The sequence below is a fragment of the Herbaspirillum rhizosphaerae genome (assembly GCF_001189965.1).
Classification (GTDB): Bacteria; Pseudomonadota; Gammaproteobacteria; order Burkholderiales; family Burkholderiaceae_D; genus Herbaspirillum; species Herbaspirillum rhizosphaerae.
On the sequence record NZ_LFLU01000001.1, the window covers coordinates 1 to 21,580 of the forward strand.

Here is a 21,580-nt window from a genome sequence, read left to right on the forward strand (position 1 = left end):
CAGGGTCGTCCGAAGAAAGACCAGCATCGGTAACAACAAACGCCAAGTCGGAACAAAACAAACAAAGACCATAAAAAAAGCCGCCAAAACAGGCGGCTTTTTCATCATCCCAAGCAACAAGCGCTCGCAACGCTCACTGCATAAACCACCCATGGCTAACCACCACCGACTGCCCCGTAAGCGCATTCGTCGGAAACGCCGCCAAAAACACCGCCGTCTGCGCCACATCCGCAGTCGTGGTGAATTCGCCGTCAACCGTATCCTTCAGCATGACTTTCTTGATCACGTCGTCTTCGCTGATGTTCAGTTCCTTGGCCTGCTCAGGAATCTGCTTCTCCACCAGCGGCGTGCGAACAAAGCCCGGACAGATCACGTTCGAGCGGATCTTGTCCTTCGCGCCTTCCTTGGCGACCACCTTGGCCAGGCCGATCAGGCCGTGCTTGGCGGTGACGTAGGGCGCCTTCAGCGGCGAGGCTTCGTGCGAGTGCACCGAACCCATGTAGATGATGGAGCCGCCGTTGCCGGCCTTGATCATCGCACGCATTGCCGCGCGTGTGGTCAGGTAGGCGCCGTCGAGGTGGATCGCCAGCATCTTGCGCCAGTTGTCCAGCGTGCTGTCGACGATCGGGGCGATGATCTGGATGCCGGCGTTGCTGATCAGGACGTCGAGCTTGCCGTAGGCGGCGACGGCGTCGGCGATGCCCTTGTCGACTTGCGCTTCGTCGACCACGTTCATGGCGACGGCCATGGCGGTGCCGCCGCTCTTGGTGATCTCTTCTGCAGTTGCTTTGGCGGCGTCGAGAGCGAGGTCGGCGATGACGACCTTGGCGCCGGCCTTGGCGTATTCGATGGCGATTTCCTTGCCGATACCGCTGGCTGCACCTGTGATCAGGGCGACTTTATCTTTGAGTTGCATGACGTTCCTTTATTTAGCAAGATAATCATAAGCGACCGTGCCCAGGGGCAAGGTCAGGTCAGACAAAATGTGTACGGCAGATATCACTTCCAGCACGGGCAGGTCGGCGATGGGCGCCAGCGCGTGCGGATGCAGATCCAATGCCCCGGGGCCGGTCCAGGCGCCCTTGATGGTGATGTCGGACAGACTGTACTGTACCAGTTCGCAGATGCGCGGTGTACCGTCGACGTGGGGAATGATTTTCAGTAGGAAGCTGGGCGTCGACAGCGACTTCCTGACGGCTTCCGCGTCGAGCGCGCGATGCTTGAATCCCATGGTGCCGGTGGCAATGCGAAAGTCGCTGTAGTCGAGCGTGCCGACCAGAGTGTCGGTGTGCACGCGCAGTTCCGGATTGCCGAGTTTCTTGGGGAATCCCCACAGCTCGCGACCGCCCGCAATCGGGGGATGATCGTTGAGATACATGCTGTGCACATAGCCGCCGGCGACGCCGTTGAGCGTGACCGGGATCACCTGTCCCGATTCGCAGTAATGGCCGAAGCCGGTCGAGTCCGGCATGTTGATGAATTCGAACTTGACGATGGGCTCGACGAATTGCAGCGGGGCGGGAATGATTTTTCTGAGCGCTTCCGGATCGGTGCGATACGTAATGATCAGAAACTCGCGGTCGACGAAGCGGTACGGACCGGGTGGAAATGCCGGATTGTGAATCGGCATGGCGAAAGCATTGCGACGGATTTCATCTTCAGTCATATCTTCTTTCTTCCTTTTTGCAGGCCGGGGAAATCGGCCGTCCGGGTTCGACGGAGACGCGTGTTATAAAGTTCACATCGTTTTCTTGCAAAACCCTGACAACATCAGCGTTGATGCGGCTGCAGCGCCAGTGTTGCAGCTTAGCCATGCGATGGCCATGTGTCATTTCCCTGAAATAATCGACAGTTACGCTCTGCATCGTTGTCAACTGAAAAAGGACGATGCATGAGACTGCTCACCACTCCAGCAGATGCTAACCTGAGTTCTTCCAAACTGTCACTGAGCCTTGCCAGCACGCCTGAAGAAGTGCGTGAAGTCCAACGACTGCGCTACAAAGTCTTCATCGAATCGATGAACCTGTCTGCCCTGGCCAATGCCGAAGGCCTGGACAAGGATGAGTTCGACGACTACTGCGACCACCTGATCGTACGCGACAACAAGACCCTGAGCGTGGTCGGCACCTACCGCGTCATGAGCCCGCATGCTGCACGCCGCATGGGCAAATTCTACTCGGAACAGGAATTCGACCTGAGCCGCCTCGACAATATCCGCAACGCCATCTGCGAAGCCGGCCGCGCCTGCATCCATCCGGATTACCGCAGCGGCGCCGTCATCATGCTGCTGTGGGCCGGCATTGCCGACTTCATGCGCAAGGAACGTTGCGACTACCTGATGGGTTGCGCCAGCGTCAGCCTGGCCGACGGCGGCCACAACGCAGCGGCGCTGTACCATGCCTTCCGCGAAAACAACATGGCGCCGCAGGAATACAGCGTCACGCCGCATACGGCATTTCCGATCGAAGAACGCGAAGCCGGCCACCAGCCGCAAGTGCCGCCGCTGCTGCGCGGCTACCTGCGCAGCGGCGCATGGGTCTGCGGCGAACCGGCCTGGGATCCTGATTTCCACTCTGCCGATTTCTTCCTGCTGCTGCCGCTGGCCAAGCTCGACGGCCGGTATGCCAAACACTACCTGAAAGAAACGAGAGCCGCATGAAACCACGCGATCAGTTTCTGGATGACGACGGCGTCGAAGCCGCTCTGGGAATGAAACGCGATCCCCTCCGTTTCAGGACGATCTGGATCTCCGACGTGCATCTCGGCACGACGGGGTGCCAGGCGCAAAGACTGCTTGAGTTTCTGCGCGCGACCGAATCGGAGACGCTCTATCTGGTGGGCGACATCATCGACGGCTGGCAGTTGAAGCGTCGCTGGTATTGGGAACAAAGCCACAACAACGTCGTGCAGACGGTGCTCAAGAAAGCCAAGAAGGGCACCAACGTCATCTTCGTGCCGGGCAACCACGACGAAGTCATCCGTCAGTTCATCGACCTCGACTTCGGCGGCATCAAGATCCGCGACGAACTGATCCATACCACCGCCAACGGCAAGCGCATGCTGGTGATCCATGGCGACCGTTTCGACGGCGTCATCGCCTGCGCCAAGTGGCTGGCCTATGTCGGCGACAACCTGTACACCATGATCCTCAAGTTCAACCAGTGGTTCAACAGCTGGCGTGCGCGTGCAGGATTGCCTTACTGGTCCTTGTCGCAATACCTCAAGGGCAAGGTCAAGAACGCGGTCAATTACATCACCTCGTTCGAAGACGCACTGGCCGCCGAAGCCCACAAAAAGGGACTCGACGGCGTGATCTGCGGACATATCCACAAACCGGAAATCCGCGACATCAACGGTATCAAGTATTGCAACGACGGCGATTGGGTGGAAAGCCTTTCGGCCCTGGTCGAAGATCCTTCGGGCGAATTGCGCCTGGTGACCTGGGGCGAAATCATGCAGTTGAAGAAAAGCTCGAAATTAGCCGGAGTAGAAGATTTATGCGCATTGCCATCGTAAGCGACGCGGGCGAGCCCCAAGTCAATGGCGTAGTCAACACCCTGCGGGCGACGCGTAAGTGCCTGCAAAATAAAGGACACGAAGTACTGATGCTGGCGCCGCGCGATTTCCGCACGTTCGCCTGCCCGACTTACCCCGAAATACGGCTGGCCTACAAGCCGTATGCCAAGATTGCCGCCGCGCTGGATGCCTTCAAGCCCGATTGCATCCACATCTCGACTGAAGGCCCGATGGGCCTCGCGGCGCGCCGTTACTGCCTCAGGAACAAGCTGGATTTCACCACCGCTTATCACACGCGTTTTCCGGAATACCTGAGCGCGCGCAAGCTGCTGCCCAAGGCGCTGACCTATCGCCTGATGCGCTGGTTCCACGGACCGTCCAAGGCCATCATGGTGCCGACGCCGAAGATGAAGGAAGCGCTGGAAGAACACGGCTTCCGCAACGTGGCGCTGTGGGGCCGCGGTGTCGACACCGAACACTTCAAGCCGGCCGCGGAGGATCACGCCTGCATCGTGCGCCCGCTGTTCCTGTACGTCGGTCGTGTGGCGGTGGAAAAGAACATCGAAGCCTTCCTCAAGCTGGAATTGCCCGGTTCCAAATGGGTCATCGGCGACGGCCCGCAACGCGAAGAACTGGAACAGCGCTATCCGCATGTCCGCTTCCTCGGCGCCAAGGGCCATGACGAATTGCCAGCGTATTACAACTGCGCCGACGTGTTCGTCTTCCCGAGCCGCACCGATACCTTCGGCCTGGTGCTGGCCGAGGCCATGGCGTGCGGGGTGCCGGTTGCAGCCTATCCGGTCGAGGGGCCGATCGACGTGGTCTCCAACGGTTTTTCCGGCGCCTTGCACGACGATCTGGACGTGGCCTGCATGGATGCCTTGCATCTGTCGCGCGACGACGTGCGGGCCCATGCCATGACCTACTCGTGGGACGCCGCCACCCAGCAATTCCTGCAGCATCTGCATTACGCCCGCAGTGCCGCGCCGGCAGGTCTTGCGGATGTGGTGGATGCGGCCTGATATCGGGGTGCTCACGGTGTTGTAAGCCGGATCCTTATTTCTCCGGGGACAGTATTGCGAGTGCAATACTGTCCTTTTTTCTGTGTTGTTTTACCAACGGCGGGAAAACTTCCAATTCCCCCGTCAACACCGTTTTTCTCCTCCTGTTTCCCTCTTGCGTTTCCTTGTCAAACCGCACGCCCCTGTCCGTATGCATCGGTATGGTTCTTGCGTCTTTTTACCCTGAGCAAATTTATTTGCAATAACGCCGTTCCGGTATAAAACATGATGAGGGTTCGCCAATGCGCATGCGGTGCGCTGGCGCCTTGAGTTGCCGGCGCGGTGCCTTGGGGAAATGAAAAGGGGGAAGAAATGAGAAACCTGTTTGCCAGTCTCCAACTGTGGAAAAAATTCGCCCTGCTGGGCGTGATCGGCATCGTGTTGTTCGGGGTGCCGACGGCGCTCTACATCAGCAGCGCAGAAGGCATCATTGCGCACAAGCAATTGGAAATCAAAGGCGTCAATCCGGCGCGCGCATTGTTGCGCACCATGCAGCTCATGCAACAGCACCGCGGCATGTCCGCCGTGCTGATCGGCGGCAATGCCGGCGTCGCCCCTCAACGCCAGGCCAAGGCGCAGGAGGTGGATAAAGCCTGGCAGGTCTTGTTTGACGAACTCAGGAAAAACGGCGTGCGCGATCCGGCGATCGAAAAGGGATTGACGGCGGTGCAGACTGCCTGGAACGGATTGCGCGACGGCGTCGCCGGCGGGCAAGTGACGGGACCGCAGAGCTTCAATACGCACAGCGACCAGATCGCCAGGCTGTTCGAGATCAACGATCTGATACTGGACGATTTCAAACTCAGCCTGGATGCCGATCTGGACAGCTCCAAGCTGATCACGGGGGCGTTTGTCGCGTTCCCCTTGCTGACCGAAGAGCTTGGCAAGATGCGTGCGCGCGGCTCCGCAATGCTCGCCAAAAAGGCGGTTACGCCGGACGACAAGCTGGCGATCATCCGCCCCAGTCAACGCGGGCAGGAACGATTGAGGCAGGCCGACAAACTGTTCCAGCAAGCCTTCCTGATCAACGCCTCGCTCAGGGACAGCCTGGGCGGTACGGTGGACAATGCGCGCAAACTGGCGCTCGGCGCGATCGCGCTGGCGGATGAAAAAGTGCTGAAGCCGGAGGCATTGGAGTTTCCGCCGCAAGAGTATTTCGCCCGATTCACCGAAGCCATCGATGCGCAATTCAAAGTCGTCGATGTCGTGATCGGCAGCCTGGAAAGCACCCTCGGCCAGCAGACTGCGCAGATGCGCCGCAATGAAATCTGGGTGCTGGGCTGCATCAGTGCGCTGGCCTTGTTTGCCGCGTGGATCGGCACCATGCTGTCGCGCTCGATCACGGTGCCGATGTCGGAATCGGTGAGCATGGCGCAACGCGTCGCCTCCTGCGACCTGACGTCGCGCGCCGTCGTGGTCGGCAGCGACGAATCGGCGCAGCTGTTGCACGCGCTCAACGACATGACCGGCAGCCTGGTGCATATCGTCGGCGATGTGCGCACCAGCATCGACGTGATTCACGTGGCGTCGAAAGAAATCGCCATGGGCAATGCCGACTTGTCCAATCGCACCGAGTCGCAGGCGTCGAGCCTGGAACAAACCGCCAGCTCGATGGAAGAGCTGACTTCCACTGTACGGCAAAATGCCGACAACGCGCGCCAGGCCAACTCCCTGGTCACGACGGCATCGGAACTGGCGGTCAAGGGCGGCGAGGTCGTCGGCAATGTGGTGCACACCATGGGCTCCATTAAAGAGAGTTCCAGCAAGATCGTCGACATCATCAGCGTGATCGACGGTATCGCGTTCCAGACCAATATCCTCGCGCTCAATGCTGCAGTGGAAGCGGCGCGTGCGGGTGAGCAGGGCAGAGGTTTCGCAGTCGTCGCCAGCGAGGTGCGCAGCCTGGCGCAACGCTCGGCATCGGCCGCCAAGGAGATCAAGGAACTCATCAGCGATTCGGTCGGCAAGGTCGATGCCGGCGGCAAGCTGGTCGACGAAGCCGGCGCGACCATGGGCGAAATCGTGACCTCGGTCAAGCACGTGGCCGACATCATGAGCGAGATCACCGCCGCCAGTCAGGAGCAAAGCGTCGGCATCGAAGAAGTCAATCGCGCCATCACGCACATGGATGAAATCACGCAACAAAATGCGGCTTTGGTGGAGCAGGCCGCCGCCGCTGCCGAGAGCTTGCAGGAGCAGGCCGACATCCTTGCGCAGACGGTCAGCGTGTTCAAGATCACGCCGGCCGAGCGCCATGCAGCGACGCCGGGTATGCCTCTCCCACCGGTTCAAGCCGCCAGGCGCCTGAGCGTCGTCGGCAAACCGGCGACGCAGAAAAAGGCCGCTGCGCCGGCCTTGAAAGTCTTGTCCAAGCCTGCCGCGAAAACCACCGTCAAGCCGGCGGAAAGCGCGGGCAATGCGAATGACTGGGAAGAGTTCTGAGCGATCTCCGGTGTTGTTCGGCAACGGCATGCGCGAGGGAAGAATGATGTTGTTTCATCATCTTTCCTTGCGCTGTAATTGAGCGCCACACGGGCGTTTCGGAAGATTATGCGAAAACGGTATAGTTGCATGCGCACAAAGCATTAGCCTAGTGTTAGTCCCTTATCTAAGATTCGCCCACGGGTCATTATTGAATGAAATGGTCAGTGGGCATTTGCCGCGAGCGGAGGTACGATCGCGCAATGTATATCCTCTCCAGCCATCCCAAAGAAGAGACGTGAGCGCATCGGCTGCCGCGTCTTTTTTCATTTCTTCAATCGATTTTAATTGCCCTGCAACAAGAAAAATAAGTGCGGAACACGTACAATCAAACGTATTGCGCGCAGGCACGAATCCTGCTGAGAATCACGTAACAGGGCATCCGCCGACGATGTGGATGGTCTGACAAGTTGCACCTTCAGGGACGGCAGTTTTTTATCAGGGGAAGTTGAGTGGTTATGATCTCGAATATCAAAATTGGTGCGCGCCTTGCACTAGGATTCTGTCTCGTCTTGTTCTGTGCTGCGGCGATTTTGTTCAATGGTCTGTGGCGCATGAGCGAAATGGGCGCCAGCAGCGAGTACATCATCAACCAGAAGGTCGCCAGCATGACGGCGGCGATGAGCATGCGCGAATCGGGCAGTGCTCTGGCGCTCGCGTTGCGCAAGGTGGTCACGCCGACCGACGCTGCTGAAGGCCAGCAGGAAAATCAACGCCTGACCAAGATCCTGCAAGCCTATGCCGGTTTCGAAGGACAACTCACCAAGCTGACATCGACGGACAAGGGCAAGGCCTTGCTCGCATCTTCGACGGCCGAGCGCAAGGTGCTGTTTCCCATCGTCGAGAAGATTCGCGAGATGGTCGGCGGCGGCAACTACTTCGATGCGGCGCAATTGCTTAAGAGCGATTTCCTGCCGGCCTATGATAAATGGATGGCCAGCGTCGGCGCGCTGGCGAGCTATCAGCAGGACGACATGTCGACCGCTTACGTTGCCTTTCAGGCAAGTTACCACACCGGTCAGGTCAGCATGGTCATCATCGGTATCGTGACCCTGGCGCTGGGCGCTTTCTTCACCTGGTCGATTACCCGCGCCATCACTGCACCATTGCAACGCGCCGGCAGAATCACCGAGACCATCGCCAGCGGCGACCTCACCACAACAGTGGAAGAGAAGAGCCACGATGAAGCAGGCCAACTGGTGCATTCGCTCAATGCCATGCAGACCAAGCTGGCCTCGACTGTGAACGAGATCAAGCAAAGCGCTGCGATCATCGCGGTGGCGTCGCAAGAGATCGCCACCGGCAACGCCGACTTGTCCAACCGCACCGAATCGCAGGCCTCCAGCCTGGAAGAAACCGCCAGCTCGATGGAACAACTGACATCGACCGTGAAGCAGAATGCCGAGAACGCGCATCAGGCCAATCAACTGGTCATGTCGGCGTCCGACTATGCGGTCAAGGGCGGCAAGGTGGTCGGCGACGTGGTGGCAACCATGGGTTCGATCAAGGCCAGTTCCAGCAAGATCGTCGACATCATCGGCGTGATCGATGGTATCGCCTTCCAGACCAACATCCTGGCGCTGAACGCCGCTGTCGAAGCAGCACGCGCTGGTGAACAAGGCCGCGGCTTTGCCGTGGTGGCGTCCGAAGTGCGCAGCCTGGCGCAGCGTTCCGCTTCCGCCGCCAAGGAAATCAAGATCCTCATCGGCGACTCCGTCAGCAAGGTTGATGCCGGCGGCAAGCTGGTCGACGAAGCCGGCGTGACCATGAGCGAAATCGTGACCTCGGTCAAGCACGTGGCCGATATCATGGGCGAGATCACCGCCGCCAGCAAAGAGCAGAGCGCCGGCATCGCCGAAGTCAACAACGCCATTTCGCAGATTGACGAAATCACGCAGCAGAACGCCGCGCTGGTGGAGCAGGCTGCCGCTGCCGCCGAAAGCCTGCAGGAGCAAGCCGATCTGCTGGCGCGCGCGGTTGCAGTGTTCAAGGTCGATGGCGCGGTAATCGCTGCGCAGGGCGCCCCGGCAACGGTAGTGCCGTCGATGCTGAAGACGGTCAATCCTCCGCTGGAGTTGCAGGCCGAGCCTGCGGCCAGGCCGGTTGCGGCGCGCAAGAAGATTGCGCCTGTCGCGCCGAAGAAAATGACCGCATCGCAAGACGAAGGAAGCTGGGAAGAATTCTGATGCCCGTCCTCGCGTAACGGCGAGGTCACAATCCTCATTTAATCTGCGTTTGTCGTCACTGTCATGGCGACGCAGGCAAAGCCCGCAGGCCTCCCGGCCTGCGGGCTTTTTAACAAATTGCGCCGGTAATGTCCCATGGGCAATACCTCTGCACCGGATTCACCACATACAAGCCATAACTTTCTTCAAAGGTAGAAACATGTTCTTTTCCACTTTGCGTATGCGTCTGATCGCCCTGTGCGTATCGGTTGTCGTGCTGGCGATGCTTGCCATCATCGGCGCCAATTTCCTGACGAGCAAATCGCGCATGATGGACTCGCTCGACAGCCAGACGCGCCAGCTGTCGGACAGCCACGCCGCCACCATTGCAGAATGGGTGGCGTCGAAGAAATCGGTGGTGACGTCCATCAAGCTGGCGGTCGATGCGCCCGAGCCGCTGGCGTTCGTCAAGGCGGCGGAACAGGCCGGCGGCTTTGATCTGGCCTACATCGGTTATGCCGACAAGCACACTGTCTTCTCGCAGGAACGCACGCGTGCGCCGGATTATGATCCGACCAAGCGCTCCTGGTATACGCTGGCCTCGCAGGTGGCCGGTCCGGTGGTGACTTCGCCTTACACCAGCGCCAGCACCGGCCGGCTGCTGGTGACCTTTGCCGAAGCCATCGGCGCGACCGGGCAGACCACAGCCGTGGCGGCAGCGGACGTGTTGCTCGACACCGTGGTGCGCACCATCGTGGCGATCAAGCCGACGCCGGCGAGCTACGCCTTTCTGGTCGACAGCAAGGGCAAGATCATCGCCCATCCCGACACCAAGCTGACCCTCAAGCCGATCGCCGATCTGGACAAGGACCTGTCGGTGCAGACGCTGGCGGAAATCGAAAGCACGCGTCAGAGCAAGCAAATCCGCCTGAACGACCGCGACGGCATGCTCTATGTTTCCAAAGTTGCCGGCACCGACTGGCTGCTGGTGGTGGTGCTCGATCGCGCCGACGCCACCTCGCCGCTCAAGGCCATGCTGGGATCCTCGGCCGCGACCGCACTGGTGGTGACGGCGCTGGTCTGCCTGCTGCTGAGCGTGCTGATCGCCAAGGCCTTGCAGCGCCTGGCGCTGGTGCGCAATGCGCTGGGTGAAATCGCGGTCGGCGACGGCGACCTGACGCGGCGCCTGGATGCCAATGGCAAGGATGAACTGGCGCAGATCGGCCTGGCGTTCAATCAGTTCGTCGACAAGATCTCGGCGGTGCTGCTCGACATCCGCAAGGCCAGCGACACCATCAAGGACGCGTCGCGCGAGATCGCCGACGGCAACAGCGACTTGTCCGCGCGCACCGAAGCGCAAGCCGGCTCGCTGGAAGAAACCGCCTCCGCCATGGAAGAGCTGACTGCCGGCGTCAAGAACAATGCCGACAATGCGCACGAAGCCAATCTGCTGGTTGCCTCCGCCTCCGACATTGCGGTCCGCGGCGGCGACATGGTCGGCCAGGTGGTCGACACCATGGGTGCGATCAACGAGTCGTCGAAGAAGATTGTCGACATCATCAGCGTGATCGACGGCATCGCTTTCCAGACCAATATCCTCGCCCTGAATGCGGCTGTGGAAGCGGCGCGCGCCGGTGAGCAGGGCCGCGGCTTTGCCGTGGTGGCGTCGGAAGTGCGCAGCCTGGCGCAGCGTTCGGCCACGGCCGCCAAGGAGATCAAGGTGCTGATCGGCGACTCGGTGGTGCAAGTCGAGCAGGGCAGCCAACTGGTGGAGCAGGCCGGTGCGACGATTCGCGAAGTGGTCGACAGCGTCAAGCGCGTGAGCGAAGTCGTGGCGGAAATCAGCGCCGCCAGCCGCGAGCAAAGCCAGGGCATCAACCAGACTAACCAGGCAATCACGCAGATGGATGAAACCACGCAGCAGAACGCGGCGCTGGTGGAGCAAGCGGCAGCAGGTGCGCAATCCCTGCAGGAGCAGGCGATCCGCCTGGCCGGTGCGGTGAGTTCGTTCAGATTGAACTGATGTCGTACGGATCCCGGTGCCGCCATGGTATGGCGGCATCGGCACAGGAGTAAAAAAAACGCCGGGCTGCTGAGAACATCAGCAGCCCGGCGTCTTTTTATCGTTCTCTCGCAGCTTACTTGGCGATCAGATCCGGCGCCATCACTGCGCGCAGATAGTTGGTGGTGATGTCGCCACGCTCGCGTTGGGCAATCCACCAGACGTTGGCTTTGCGGATCGACCATTCTTGCGGCATGCCGCCGATGAGTTGCGCCGCGACCAGCCCCAGCGTCGGCTGATGGCCGATGACCAGCACCGGCTCGCGGCTGTCGGGCCAGTTGGCGGCGGCGAGCAGGTCTTCCGGCGATTTGTCCGGCGCCAGGTCGGCGTGGATCTTGAACTTGCGTCCCAGCGCTTCGGCCGTCTGCACGGTGCGGGTGGCCGGACTGACCAGGATGCGGCAGCTTTCCGGCAGGTTGCGATCGAGCCAGTCGGCCATCTTCCACGCCTGCTTGTGTCCCTTGCCGGTCAGGGCGCGACCTTCATCCGGCTCGCCCAACTCCGCTTCTGCATGACGCCATAAAATCAGTTCCATGGGGAATCGCCTCTGGTTGATTGGTGGATTCTGCTCAATTGGGACCGTCATTCCTCGACCAGCGGCGCGGCGATGCCGAGCGTATTCATCAGATAGGCCTGGGCGCTGAATGCGGCCTGGCGCGAGCTTGCCTTTTTGAGTACGTAAACGCCGTCGCAGTTCAAATGCCATGCATTGGTGTTGTCTTTCAGGTAAGGATCGAGTCCTTCGCTGATGATGCGCTTCTTGAGCGCCTTGTCCAGGATCGGGAAGGCGACTTCAATGCGGCGGAACAGATTGCGGTTCATCCAGTCGGCGCTCGACAGATAGACGTCGTGGGCCAGGTCGTTGCGGAAATAATAGATGCGCGAGTGTTCCAGATAGCGGCCGATCACCGAGCGCACGCGGATATTTTCCGACAGGCCTGCCACGCCGGGACGCAGCGCGCAGGCGCCGCGCACGATCAGGTCGATCTTCACGCCGTCGGCCGAAGCGGCATACAGCGCGCGGATCACCGACTCGTCCAGCAGCGCGTTCATCTTGGCGATGATGCGGGCCGGGCGGCCTTCGCGCGCGATCAGCGCCTCGTTGCGGATGGCGCGGATGATTTCCTTTTGCAGCGAGAACGGCGCCAGCCACAGATGGTTCAGGGTGCGCGGCTTGGTCAGCGTGGTCAGGTGGATGAAGACCTCGTTGACTTCGGCGGTCAGTTCGCGGTGCGAGGTCAGCAGGCCGAAATCGGTATAGAACTTGGTCGTCGTCGGGTGATAGTTGCCGGTGCCGAGGTGGGCATAGAAGTGCAGGGCGTCGTCTTCGCGGCGGATCACCAGTGCGATCTTGGCGTGGGTCTTGAGGCCGACCACGCCGTACACGACTTGCGCGCCGGCCTGCTCCAGCTTCACGGCCCAGTTGATGTTGGCTTCTTCGTCGAAGCGCGCCATCAGTTCGACGATGACGGTGACTTCCTTGCCGCGCTGGGCGGCATGGATCAGCGCTTCCATCAGGTCGGAGTTCATGCCGGTGCGGTAAATCGTTTGCTTGATCGCCACCACGTTCGGGTCGTGCGCTGCGGTGCGGATGAAATCCACCACCGGCTGGAACGACTGGAACGGATGATGCAGCAGCACGTCGCGCTTTTTCAGCACGGCGAAGATGTTTTCGTTCTGCAGGTTCGGCGGCAACGTCGGCGAAAACGGCGGGAAGCGCAGCGCCGGCACCGACGCCAGGTCGACCAGCTCGGACAGGCGCACCAGATTCACCGGACCCTTGACCGCATACAGGCGGTTGCGCTCGATGAAGAACTGATTCAGCAGGAACTGCGCCAGATGCTCCGGGCAGTTGCTGGCCACTTCCAGACGCACGCCGACGCCGAACTGGCGGCTTTGCAATTCGGTCTGCAAGGCCTGGCGCAGGTTCTTGACTTCTTCTTCATCCACCCACAGGTCGCTGTTGCGCGTGACACGGAACTGCGAATAGGCGACGATCTCGCGGCCTGTAAATAATTCCGCAATATGCGCGTGGATCACCGACGACAGCAGGCAGAACGACACGCCTTTCTGGTCCGACAGGCCGTCAGGCAGGCGGATCACGCGCGGCAGCACACGCGGCGCCTTGACGATGGCGATCGCCGTGCCGCGGCCGAAGGCGTCCTTGCCGGACAGCTCGATGATGAAGTTCAGACTCTTGTTCAGCACCTGCGGGAAAGGGTGGGCCGGATCGAGGCCGATCGGCGTCAGCAGCGGGCGCACGTTCTGTTCGAAATACTGCTTGACCCAGGCGCGCTGGGCGTCGTTGCGGTCTTCGTGACGCAGCAGGTGGATGCCTTTGTTGGCCAACTGCGGCAGGATTTCCTTGTTCAGCAATTCGTACTGACGCGCCACGATCTGGTGACATTCGATGCTGGTGCGTTCCAGCGCGGCGCTCAGTTCGGGCGGGTCGATGTGCTCGCCTTCGATGCGGTTGGCCAGCAGGCTGGCGATGCGGACTTCAAAGAATTCGTCGAGGTTGCTGCTGCAGATGCACAAATAGCGCAGGCGCTCGAGCAAGGGAATCTGCTTGTTTTCCGCCTGGGCCAGAACGCGGCGGTTGAACGCCAATTGTGACAGTTCGCGGTTGAGATAAATGGCGGTCGGATTGATTTCTGTGTGAGCGCTATCTTCCGGCTTTGTTTTTCTGGTCATGCGTTATTCCTGTATCCCTGGCAATTTTTTCGCAGTGTAGGGTGGCTGTATGACAAGTTAATGACAAACCGGCCGGGCCTTGTCATAAACGCGCGCACCCTTGATGCGACTGCATTTCCATGCGGAAATTAATCTTCCGCATTCGATTCTACTGCAGGGCTGTGCACTCCGGCGGACGTTGTCAAAAAGAAATCGAATCCTTTTCCTCCATGACAAGTGTGGGTCATAAACTCGTCACAATTGCTGGTTAAAGTTCACCCCGTCCCTGGAACTCATTCCATAAGTACGTCACCCGGCTGGTCTGGCAAGTAAGACGACGATTTATGAAATGGGTTCTTCGACAAACAATCTCGTCAAACATAGGAGCAAGACATGGGGTTTAATCACATTCTTAAATCTGTTGCGGTAGCAGTGTGCGGCACGGTCGCGTTTTCTGCAGCAGCACATGCAGCAGAAATCACCGGCGCTGGCGCATCGTTCCCGTATCCGATTTACGCCAAATGGGCAGAATCGTACAAGGCTGCTACCGGTAACAGCCTGAACTACCAATCCATCGGTTCCGGTGGCGGCATCAAGCAAATCAAGGCAAAGACTGTTGACTTCGGCGCCTCCGATGCTCCGCTGTCGCAAGCTGAGCTCGACGCTGACGGCTTGACACAATTCCCGGCAGTGGTCGGCGGCGTTGTGCCAGTCATCAACCTCGACGGTACTACTCCAGGCCAGGTCAAGCTGTCCGGTCAAGTGCTGGGCGACATCTACTCGGGCAAGATCACCAAGTGGAATGCTCCTGAAATCGCAGCGCTGAACGCAGGCGTCAAGCTGCCGGCAGAAGACATCACCGTGGTCTACCGTTCCGACGGTTCGGGCACATCGTTCGTGTTCACCAGCTACCTGTCGAAGGCTAACGCCGACTTCAAGTCCAAGATCGGCGCAGGCACAGCAGTCAAGTGGCCGGTCGGCGTGGGCGGCAAGGGTAACGAAGGCGTTGCAGCCAACGTGCAAAAGGTCAAGGGCGCAATCGGCTACGTCGAATACGCTTACGTCAAGAAGAACAAGCTGAACTACACCCAGCTGAAGAACAAGGACGGCACTTTCGTGTCGCCTGACGACGCGACATTCAAGGCAGCGACTGCTGCTGCCGACTGGGCCAAGACGCCAGGTTTCGCAGTTGACTTCACTGATGCAGCCGGCAAGAACAGCTGGCCTATCAGCAGCGCAACCTTCATCCTGCTGCACAAGGCGCAAGCTGCCGACGGCGCCAAGGGCAAGGAAGTCCTGAAGTTCTTCGACTGGGCCTACAAGAACGGCGGCGCTGCTGCTGCCGATCTGGACTACGTGCCACTGCCAGCATCGGTCACCAAGCTGGTTGAAGATTCCTGGAAAGCCAATGTCAAGGACAGCTCCGGCAAGGCAATCTGGTAATCAGTATTCAGTACTGCCCCGGGTACGCCCAAGCGGCGTACCAAATGTGCAATAACTGAAACAAGGCAGGGCTGCGGCAGACCATCCGGTCTTCGCAGCCCGCTACTAAATGGTGAAAACAATGAGCTCAAACATCTCTGCCACGACCATGTCGAACACCGATCTAGGTAAGCCTCCCGTAGATACGTCTGCGCAGCAAGCTCACGAAGAGCTGTTGGCAACGATGCGCAAGCAACGCATTCAAGATTTCCTCTTTCATAAAGTCACGCTGATCTTCGCATTGTCGGTATTGCTGATGCTCGGCGGGATTATTGTCTCCCTCTTTATCGGCGCCTGGCCGGCCTTCCACGAATTTGGCCCCGGCTTCATCACGCGCGTGGAGTGGGATCCGGTCAATGACCAATACGGCGCAGCGATCGCCATCGTCGGTACGCTGTCCACTTCGCTGATCGCGCTGCTGATCGCTTTCCCGGTCAGCTTCGGCATCGCACTGTTCCTCACTGAAATCTGCCCGAGCCGCCTGCGTCGTCCGCTCGGCACCGCAGTCGAACTGCTGGCCGGCGTGCCCAGCATCATCTACGGTATGTGGGGTTTGTTCGTGTTCGCGCCGCTGTTTGCGGAATACGGCCAGCCCCTCCTGAAAGCCACCATCGGCCAGCTGCCGGTGATCGGCGCCTTGTTCCAGGGCCCGACCATGGGTATCGGCATCATGACCGCCGGCCTGATTCTGTCGGTCATGATCATCCCGTTCATCGCGTCCGTGATGCGCGACGTGTTCGAAGTCGTGCCGGCCGTGTTGAAAGAATCCGCTTACGGCCTCGGCTGTACCCGTTGGGAAGTGGTGCGCAAGGTGGTGCTGCCTTACACCAAGACCGGCGTGGTCGGCGGCGTCATGCTCGGCCTCGGTCGCGCACTCGGTGAAACGATGGCGGTCACTTTCGTGATCGGCAACTCGCACCGTCTGTCGTGGTCGCTGTTCGCCGCCGGCAACAGTATCGCTTCCACACTCGCCAATGAAATCGCCGAAGCCTCGTCGAAGCTGCACGTTTCGTCGCTCTTCGCACTCGGTCTGATCCTGTTCGTGATCACCTTCATCGTGCTGTCCGCGGCGAAGATCATGTTGATGGGCATGACACGCAAGGAAGGTGCAAAATAATGAATCAACCTGTCAATCAAAATGCCGCGCCGGCCCAGGCAACACAAGCAGCACACGCCAAGCCGGAAATCAATTCGCCGATGAACCCGGTGTATCGCCGCCGCCTGCTGCAACATCGCATCGGCATGCTGTTCTCTTTCCTGGCGATGGCAGCCGGCCTGGTGGTTCTGGCCTGGATTCTGCTGACGCTGGTGATCAAGGGTTTCAGCGCGATCAACATCGGCATGCTCACGCAAAACACCCCATCGCCAGGCGGCGACGGCGGCGGCCTGCTCAACCCTATCATCGGCAGTCTGATGATGGTCGGCGTCGGTACCCTGATCAGCACGCCGATCGGCATCCTGGCCGGCATCTACCTGGCTGAGTACGGCGAAGAGAGCAAGCTGGCGCAGACCACGCGTTTCGTTACCGACATCATGCTGTCGGCGCCATCGATCGTCATCGGTCTGTTCGTCTACGCGATCTACGTCGCCAACGTCGGCCACTTCTCCGGCTGGGCCGGCACCTTCGCGATCTCGCTGATTGCGATCCCGGTGGTGGTGCGTACGACCGACAACATGTTGAAGCTGGTGCCGAGCAGCCTGCGCGAAGCGGCATTCTCGCTCGGCGCGCCGCGCTGGAAGGTCGCCATGCTGGTGCGTCTGCGCGCGGTCAAGGCCGGCGTCGTGACCGGCGTGCTGCTGGCGGTGGCGCGTATTTCCGGTGAAACGGCGCCGCTGCTGTTCACTGCGCTCAACAACCAGTTCTTCAGCACCAACATGAATCAGCCGATCGCCAACTTGCCGGTGGTGATCAATCAGTTCGCCATGAGTCCTTACGACAACTGGGTCGCACTTGCATGGGGCGGCGCCTTGCTGATTACCTTCAGCGTGCTTGCCCTGAACATCCTGTCCCGAACCATGTTTAGCCAGCGCGTTCCAGGCTAAGAAACAAGCGATCCCAGCGAATCCAGATAAGTGAATCGACAAGAGAACACTATGACTACTCAGACATCCGCAACTGCAGACAAGAAATCGACCATTGAAATTTCTCAGCTGAATTTCTACTACGGCGGTTTTCACGGCCTGAAGAACATCAACATGAACATCTTCGAAGGCAAGGTCACCGCCTTCATCGGCCCGTCGGGCTGCGGCAAATCGACGCTGCTGCGCACCTTCAATCGCATGTATGACCTGTATCCGGGCCAGCGCGCCGAAGGCAAGATCATGTACGCCGGCAAGAACATCCTCGAGCCGGGCCAGGACTTGAACATGCTGCGCGCCAAGGTCGGCATGGTGTTCCAGAAGCCGACACCGTTTCCGATGTCGGTCTACGACAATATCGCCTTCGGTATCCGTCTGTATGAAAACCTGCCCAAGGGCGAAATGGACGAGCGCGTCGAATGGGCGCTCAACAAGGCGGCATTGTGGGGCGAAGTCAAGGACAAGCTGAACAAGAGCGGCCTGTCCCTCTCGGGCGGTCAGCAACAACGCCTGTGCATCGCCCGCGGCGTCGCGGTCAAGCCGGAAGTGCTGCTGCTGGACGAGCCGACATCGGCGCTGGATCCGATCTCGACCGCCAAGGTGGAAGAGCTGATCGGCGAGCTGAAGAACGACTACACCATCGCCATCGTCACGCACAACATGCAACAAGCGGCGCGCTGCTCGGATTACACCGCCTATATGTACCTGGGCGAATTGATGGAATTCGGCGAGACCGACCAGATTTTCATGAATCCGGCGCGCAAGGAAACCCAAGACTACATTACCGGTCGTTTCGGCTAATTGAATCATTGTCTCGGCTACTGCGCGACGCGATTTTGCGTCTGCGATGCTCACCGTACCTCCGTACGGCTGCGCTTCTCGACGCAAACTCACGCCGCTCGCTACGCCGATACAACGATTCAAGGGCAGTTGATGAGTTCTCCTGCCACGGCTTTTGAAGTCATTTAATTTACAAAATTTTTTAAGGACGTGACATGACAGGCGATCACTCTTCCAAGCAATACGATGCTGATCTGGAAACCATCCGTTCCAACGTGCTGGCCATGGGCGGCATGGTGGAGCGTCAGTTCCAGGATGCGATTTCGGCTTTCCGCAACGGTAATCTGGAATTGGCGGCACGCGTGATGAAGGATGACGAGAGCGTCAATCGCCTCGAAGTCGAACTCGACGACGCCTGCAGCCACCTGATCGTGCGTCGCCAGCCGACCGCCAACGACCTGCGCACCGTGATGGCAACCATCAAGATCATCACCGATCTGGAACGCGTCGGCGACGAAGCGACCAAGATTGCGCGCAATGCGATCCATCTGCACAAGCGCGGCGTCGGTCCGATCAATCATTACGAAACCGTGCGCGTCATCGCCGAAGAAGCATCGGAAATGCTGCGCAGCGCGCTGGATTCTTTCGCCCGTCTGGATACCGAGCAAGCGACTGCGCTGATTGCGCAGGACGCCAGCATCGACCATGGCTTCCGTTCGATCACACGCAGCCTGGCGACGTTCATGATGGAAGATCCGCGCACGATCTCGGCGTCGATCGACACGCTGTGGGTGGCCAAGGCCATCGAGCGTATCGGCGACCACGCCAAGAACATCGGCGAATACGTGATCTACGTCGTCGGCGGCAAGGATATCCGCCACACCGATTTCGGTTCGGCCCAGATCGCCGCAACGGACGAAGACTGAGCCGGCGTTTCCTTGACAAATCCAGATAGCGCGACTCCATGACTACCATCCTGATCGTTGAAGACGAACCGTCGATTGCCGAACTGATTGCCTTCACGCTCAAAGAGGCAGGCTGGTCCAGCTTCGTGGTGTCGAACACGGCGGCGGCGTGGGAGTTCGTCCAGCGTCGTGCACCGCAACTGGTGCTGCTGGACTGGATGTTGCCGGATCGCAGCGGGCTGCATCTGCTGTCGCGCATACGCGGCGACCGCCAGTTGCAGCAGCTGTCGGTGATCATGCTGACCGCCAAGAGCATGGAAGAAGACAAGATCGCCGGCCTCGACAACGGCGCCGACGATTACATCACCAAGCCATTCTCGCCACGCGAGCTGACCGCGCGCATCAAGGCGCTGCTGCGCCGCAAGAGCCCGGAATTCGCGCAGGAAGAAATGGTTGTCGGTCCGGTCACGCTGGATCCGGCCAGCTGTTCTGTCGCCTTGAATGGCGACAAGATCGACATCGGCCATGCCGAGTACAAGTTGTTGAAGTTCTTCATGGCGCATCCCGACCGGGTGTTTTCGCGCAGCCAGCTGCTCGACCGCGTCTGGGGCGACCACGTCGTCATCGAAGAACGTACCGTCGACGTGCACGTGCTGCGCCTGCGCAAAGCCTTGCGCGACGCGGAGCATCTGATCAAGACCGTGCGCAGCGTCGGCTACATGCTGTCTGCAAAATAACAAAAAAGATACACGCAGGCAGGCGCGACCCCTCTGGAGACATTGGGAACCCCGAAAGACCTCTATACTGGATGCTCAATTGTCGTCGCGACAATCGGGTCAACCTGATTCTGAATAATGAGTTTTACATGAGTCCACAGCTGCTGTTTTGGGTTCCGGCTGCCTTGCGCTTTCTGATTTGCCTGGCCGGCGTCGGTATTGTCTGGTTTTTCTTCGGCGCCACCGCCGGGCTGATCATCGCCCTGATCGGCATGGGGGCGTTGGCGTTTACCCAGCTGCACTATCTGTTCCGCCTCGGCAGCTGGCTCGACAATCCGCATCAATCCAAGCTGCCGGACGGCTGGGGCGCCTGGACCGACATCTTCGCCCGCCTGTACCGCATGCGCCGCGACGACGAAAAGAATCAGATCGAACTGGCGGAATGGCTGGCGCGTTTCCGTCAGGCCATGAGCCTGCTGCCGGACGGCGTGGTCATCATGGACGACGTGCTGTTCCTCGAATGGTGCAACCCGGCGGCGCAGGCCCATCTGGGCCTGAAGCTGGAGCGCGACAAGGGCATGCGCGTCACCAACCTGATCCGCAATCCGGCTTTCATCGACTACATCATCCTCGGCCGCTACGAGCAGCCGCTGATCCTGAGCGTGCAGGAGCGCAAGCTGATCGTGCAGATCATCCCGTTCGAAAACCGTCGCCAGATCCTGGTCACGCACGACGCCACGGAATCCGAACGCATCGACATGATGCGCCGCGACTTCATCGCCAACGCCTCGCACGAACTGCGCACGCCGCTGACGGTGATCAACGGCTTCCTCGAAATCGCACTGGCGCAACCCAACCTCGATCCGGATGTCCGCACCTCGCATCTCAAGCTCATGACCGAGCAGGGGCAGCGCATGCAAAACCTGATCGGCGACATGCTCACGCTGACGCGGCTGGAATCGGTCGACTACCCATTGCGTTCCGAGCGCGTGCATGTGCGTCCGCTGCTGGAAGGCATCCTGGAGGAAGCCAAGGCGCTCTCGTCAGGCAAGCACAAGATCACGCTGGAAGCCGACGGCCCGGATCTGCAAGGCAATGTCGACGAACTGCGCAGCGCCTTCAGCAATCTGGTGTCCAACGCGGTCCGCTACACCCCGCAAGACGGCGCCATCAAATTGGTCTGGGAGCGCAAGCCCGGCGGCGTGCAATTCATCGTCAAGGACAACGGCATCGGCATCAGCCAGGAACATATTTCGCGTCTGACCGAACGTTTCTACCGCGTCGACAAGAGCCGTTCCCGCGAAACCCAGGGCACCGGCCTCGGCCTAGCCATCGTCCGCCACGTCCTGCTGCGCCACCGCGCCACGCTGGGGGTGGAATCGGTGCCGGACAAGGGCAGCACCTTCACGGTCTGCTTCCCGGCGAATCTGATCATTGAAGAGTTTGTGCCGGTGGAGAGTAATTGAGTTTGTCGGCGGCAGAATTGCTGTTTATTTGGCTAAACCCATTGAAGGCCGGAACTCAGTGTCGTGACAACCGCCGATACGACGCTGGGTCCTGACTTTCGTCAGGACGACGGGCTTACATGCCTGGCGACAAGCAAGAATGTTTCGCGCTGACGGAGCAGCATGCCATCCATGATGAATCTTGCAGTTGGAAA

17 protein-coding genes are annotated in these 21,580 nt (G+C 59.7%); 13 read left to right on the forward strand and 4 right to left on the reverse strand.

The features are described 5' to 3' along the window. Positions 1 to 133 precede the first annotated feature (133 nt). Together AKL25_RS00005 and AKL25_RS00010 are read right to left on the reverse strand one after the other, a co-directional pair. Positions 134 to 916: a 3-hydroxybutyrate dehydrogenase gene (locus AKL25_RS00005; RefSeq protein WP_050475609.1), complete on the reverse strand. Its 783-nt coding sequence runs from the start codon at positions 914 to 916 to the stop codon at positions 134 to 136. A gap of 9 nt (positions 917 to 925) precedes the next feature. Further along, positions 926 to 1,666 carry an acetoacetate decarboxylase gene (locus AKL25_RS00010; RefSeq protein ID WP_050475611.1) on the reverse strand — a complete coding sequence of 247 codons (741 nt, stop codon included), beginning with the start codon at positions 1,664 to 1,666 and terminating at the stop codon, positions 926 to 928. A gap of 225 nt (positions 1,667 to 1,891) precedes the next feature. Here AKL25_RS00010 and AKL25_RS00015 point away from each other — a divergent pair, with 225 nt between their 5' ends. From AKL25_RS00015 to AKL25_RS00040, 6 genes are all read left to right on the forward strand, one after another. Beyond that, positions 1,892 to 2,659, forward strand: coding sequence for a GNAT family N-acetyltransferase (locus tag AKL25_RS00015; RefSeq protein ID WP_050475612.1), 768 nt, complete (start codon positions 1,892 to 1,894; stop codon positions 2,657 to 2,659). Then, positions 2,656 to 3,516: a UDP-2,3-diacylglucosamine diphosphatase gene (locus tag AKL25_RS00020; RefSeq protein WP_050475613.1), complete on the forward strand. Its 861-nt coding sequence runs from the start codon at positions 2,656 to 2,658 to the stop codon at positions 3,514 to 3,516. Before AKL25_RS00015 ends, AKL25_RS00020 begins: the two co-directional genes overlap by 4 nt. Then, a complete protein-coding gene (locus tag AKL25_RS00025) occupies positions 3,498 to 4,538 on the forward strand; it encodes a glycosyltransferase family 4 protein (RefSeq protein ID WP_050475615.1) in 1,041 nt (346 codons plus the stop codon). Before AKL25_RS00020 ends, AKL25_RS00025 begins: the two co-directional genes overlap by 19 nt. 351 nt (positions 4,539 to 4,889) lie before the next feature. Further along, positions 4,890 to 7,019 (forward strand): methyl-accepting chemotaxis protein, encoded by a 2,130-nt coding sequence (locus AKL25_RS24720; RefSeq protein WP_083444513.1) that lies wholly within the window; start codon positions 4,890 to 4,892, stop codon positions 7,017 to 7,019. A gap of 497 nt (positions 7,020 to 7,516) precedes the next feature. After that, positions 7,517 to 9,244 carry a methyl-accepting chemotaxis protein gene (locus tag AKL25_RS00035; protein ID WP_050475616.1) on the forward strand — a complete coding sequence of 576 codons (1,728 nt, stop codon included), beginning with the start codon at positions 7,517 to 7,519 and terminating at the stop codon, positions 9,242 to 9,244. 199 nt (positions 9,245 to 9,443) lie between these two features. Then, on the forward strand, positions 9,444 to 11,246 hold the full coding sequence (locus tag AKL25_RS00040; RefSeq protein ID WP_050475617.1) for a methyl-accepting chemotaxis protein: 1,803 nt from the start codon (positions 9,444 to 9,446) through the stop codon (positions 11,244 to 11,246). 115 nt (positions 11,247 to 11,361) lie between these two features. Here AKL25_RS00040 and AKL25_RS00045 read toward each other — a convergent pair whose 3' ends face one another. Continuing rightward, the gene (locus tag AKL25_RS00045; protein ID WP_050475618.1) at positions 11,362 to 11,820 is read right to left on the reverse strand and encodes a SixA phosphatase family protein; all 459 of its coding nucleotides are present in this window, start codon (positions 11,818 to 11,820) and stop codon (positions 11,362 to 11,364) included. Between the two features lie 47 nt (positions 11,821 to 11,867). Then, positions 11,868 to 13,979: a polyphosphate kinase 1 gene (ppk1, locus tag AKL25_RS00050; RefSeq protein WP_050475619.1), complete on the reverse strand. Its 2,112-nt coding sequence runs from the start codon at positions 13,977 to 13,979 to the stop codon at positions 11,868 to 11,870. A 372-nt stretch (positions 13,980 to 14,351) separates the two neighbouring features. Between ppk1 and pstS the strand changes: the two genes are divergently transcribed. The 7 genes from pstS (at position 14,352) to phoR (ending at position 21,386) form a co-directional block, all read left to right on the forward strand. Then, complete coding sequence (pstS, locus tag AKL25_RS00055; RefSeq protein WP_050475620.1) at positions 14,352 to 15,401, forward strand: phosphate ABC transporter substrate-binding protein PstS; 1,050 nt, start codon at positions 14,352 to 14,354, stop codon at positions 15,399 to 15,401. A 121-nt stretch (positions 15,402 to 15,522) separates the two neighbouring features. Next, positions 15,523 to 16,557, forward strand: a complete 1,035-nt coding sequence (pstC, locus tag AKL25_RS00060; RefSeq protein WP_167541837.1) for a phosphate ABC transporter permease subunit PstC — start codon at positions 15,523 to 15,525, stop codon at positions 16,555 to 16,557. Between the two features lie 80 nt (positions 16,558 to 16,637). Then, entirely contained in the window at positions 16,638 to 17,483 is an 846-nt protein-coding gene (gene pstA / locus AKL25_RS00065) for a phosphate ABC transporter permease PstA (RefSeq protein ID WP_157050442.1), read from the forward strand. Between the two features lie 51 nt (positions 17,484 to 17,534). Beyond that, positions 17,535 to 18,320, forward strand: a complete 786-nt coding sequence (pstB, locus tag AKL25_RS00070; protein ID WP_007881586.1) for a phosphate ABC transporter ATP-binding protein PstB — start codon at positions 17,535 to 17,537, stop codon at positions 18,318 to 18,320. A gap of 194 nt (positions 18,321 to 18,514) precedes the next feature. Beyond that, the gene (gene phoU, locus AKL25_RS00075; RefSeq protein ID WP_050475624.1) at positions 18,515 to 19,225 is read left to right on the forward strand and encodes a phosphate signaling complex protein PhoU; all 711 of its coding nucleotides are present in this window, start codon (positions 18,515 to 18,517) and stop codon (positions 19,223 to 19,225) included. Between the two features lie 38 nt (positions 19,226 to 19,263). After that, positions 19,264 to 19,941: a response regulator gene (locus AKL25_RS00080; protein WP_050475625.1), complete on the forward strand. Its 678-nt coding sequence runs from the start codon at positions 19,264 to 19,266 to the stop codon at positions 19,939 to 19,941. Positions 19,942 to 20,069: 128 nt separating this feature from the next. Continuing rightward, the gene (gene phoR, locus AKL25_RS00085; RefSeq protein ID WP_050476076.1) at positions 20,070 to 21,386 is read left to right on the forward strand and encodes a phosphate regulon sensor histidine kinase PhoR; all 1,317 of its coding nucleotides are present in this window, start codon (positions 20,070 to 20,072) and stop codon (positions 21,384 to 21,386) included. The last annotated feature ends 194 nt before the right edge of the window (positions 21,387 to 21,580 follow it).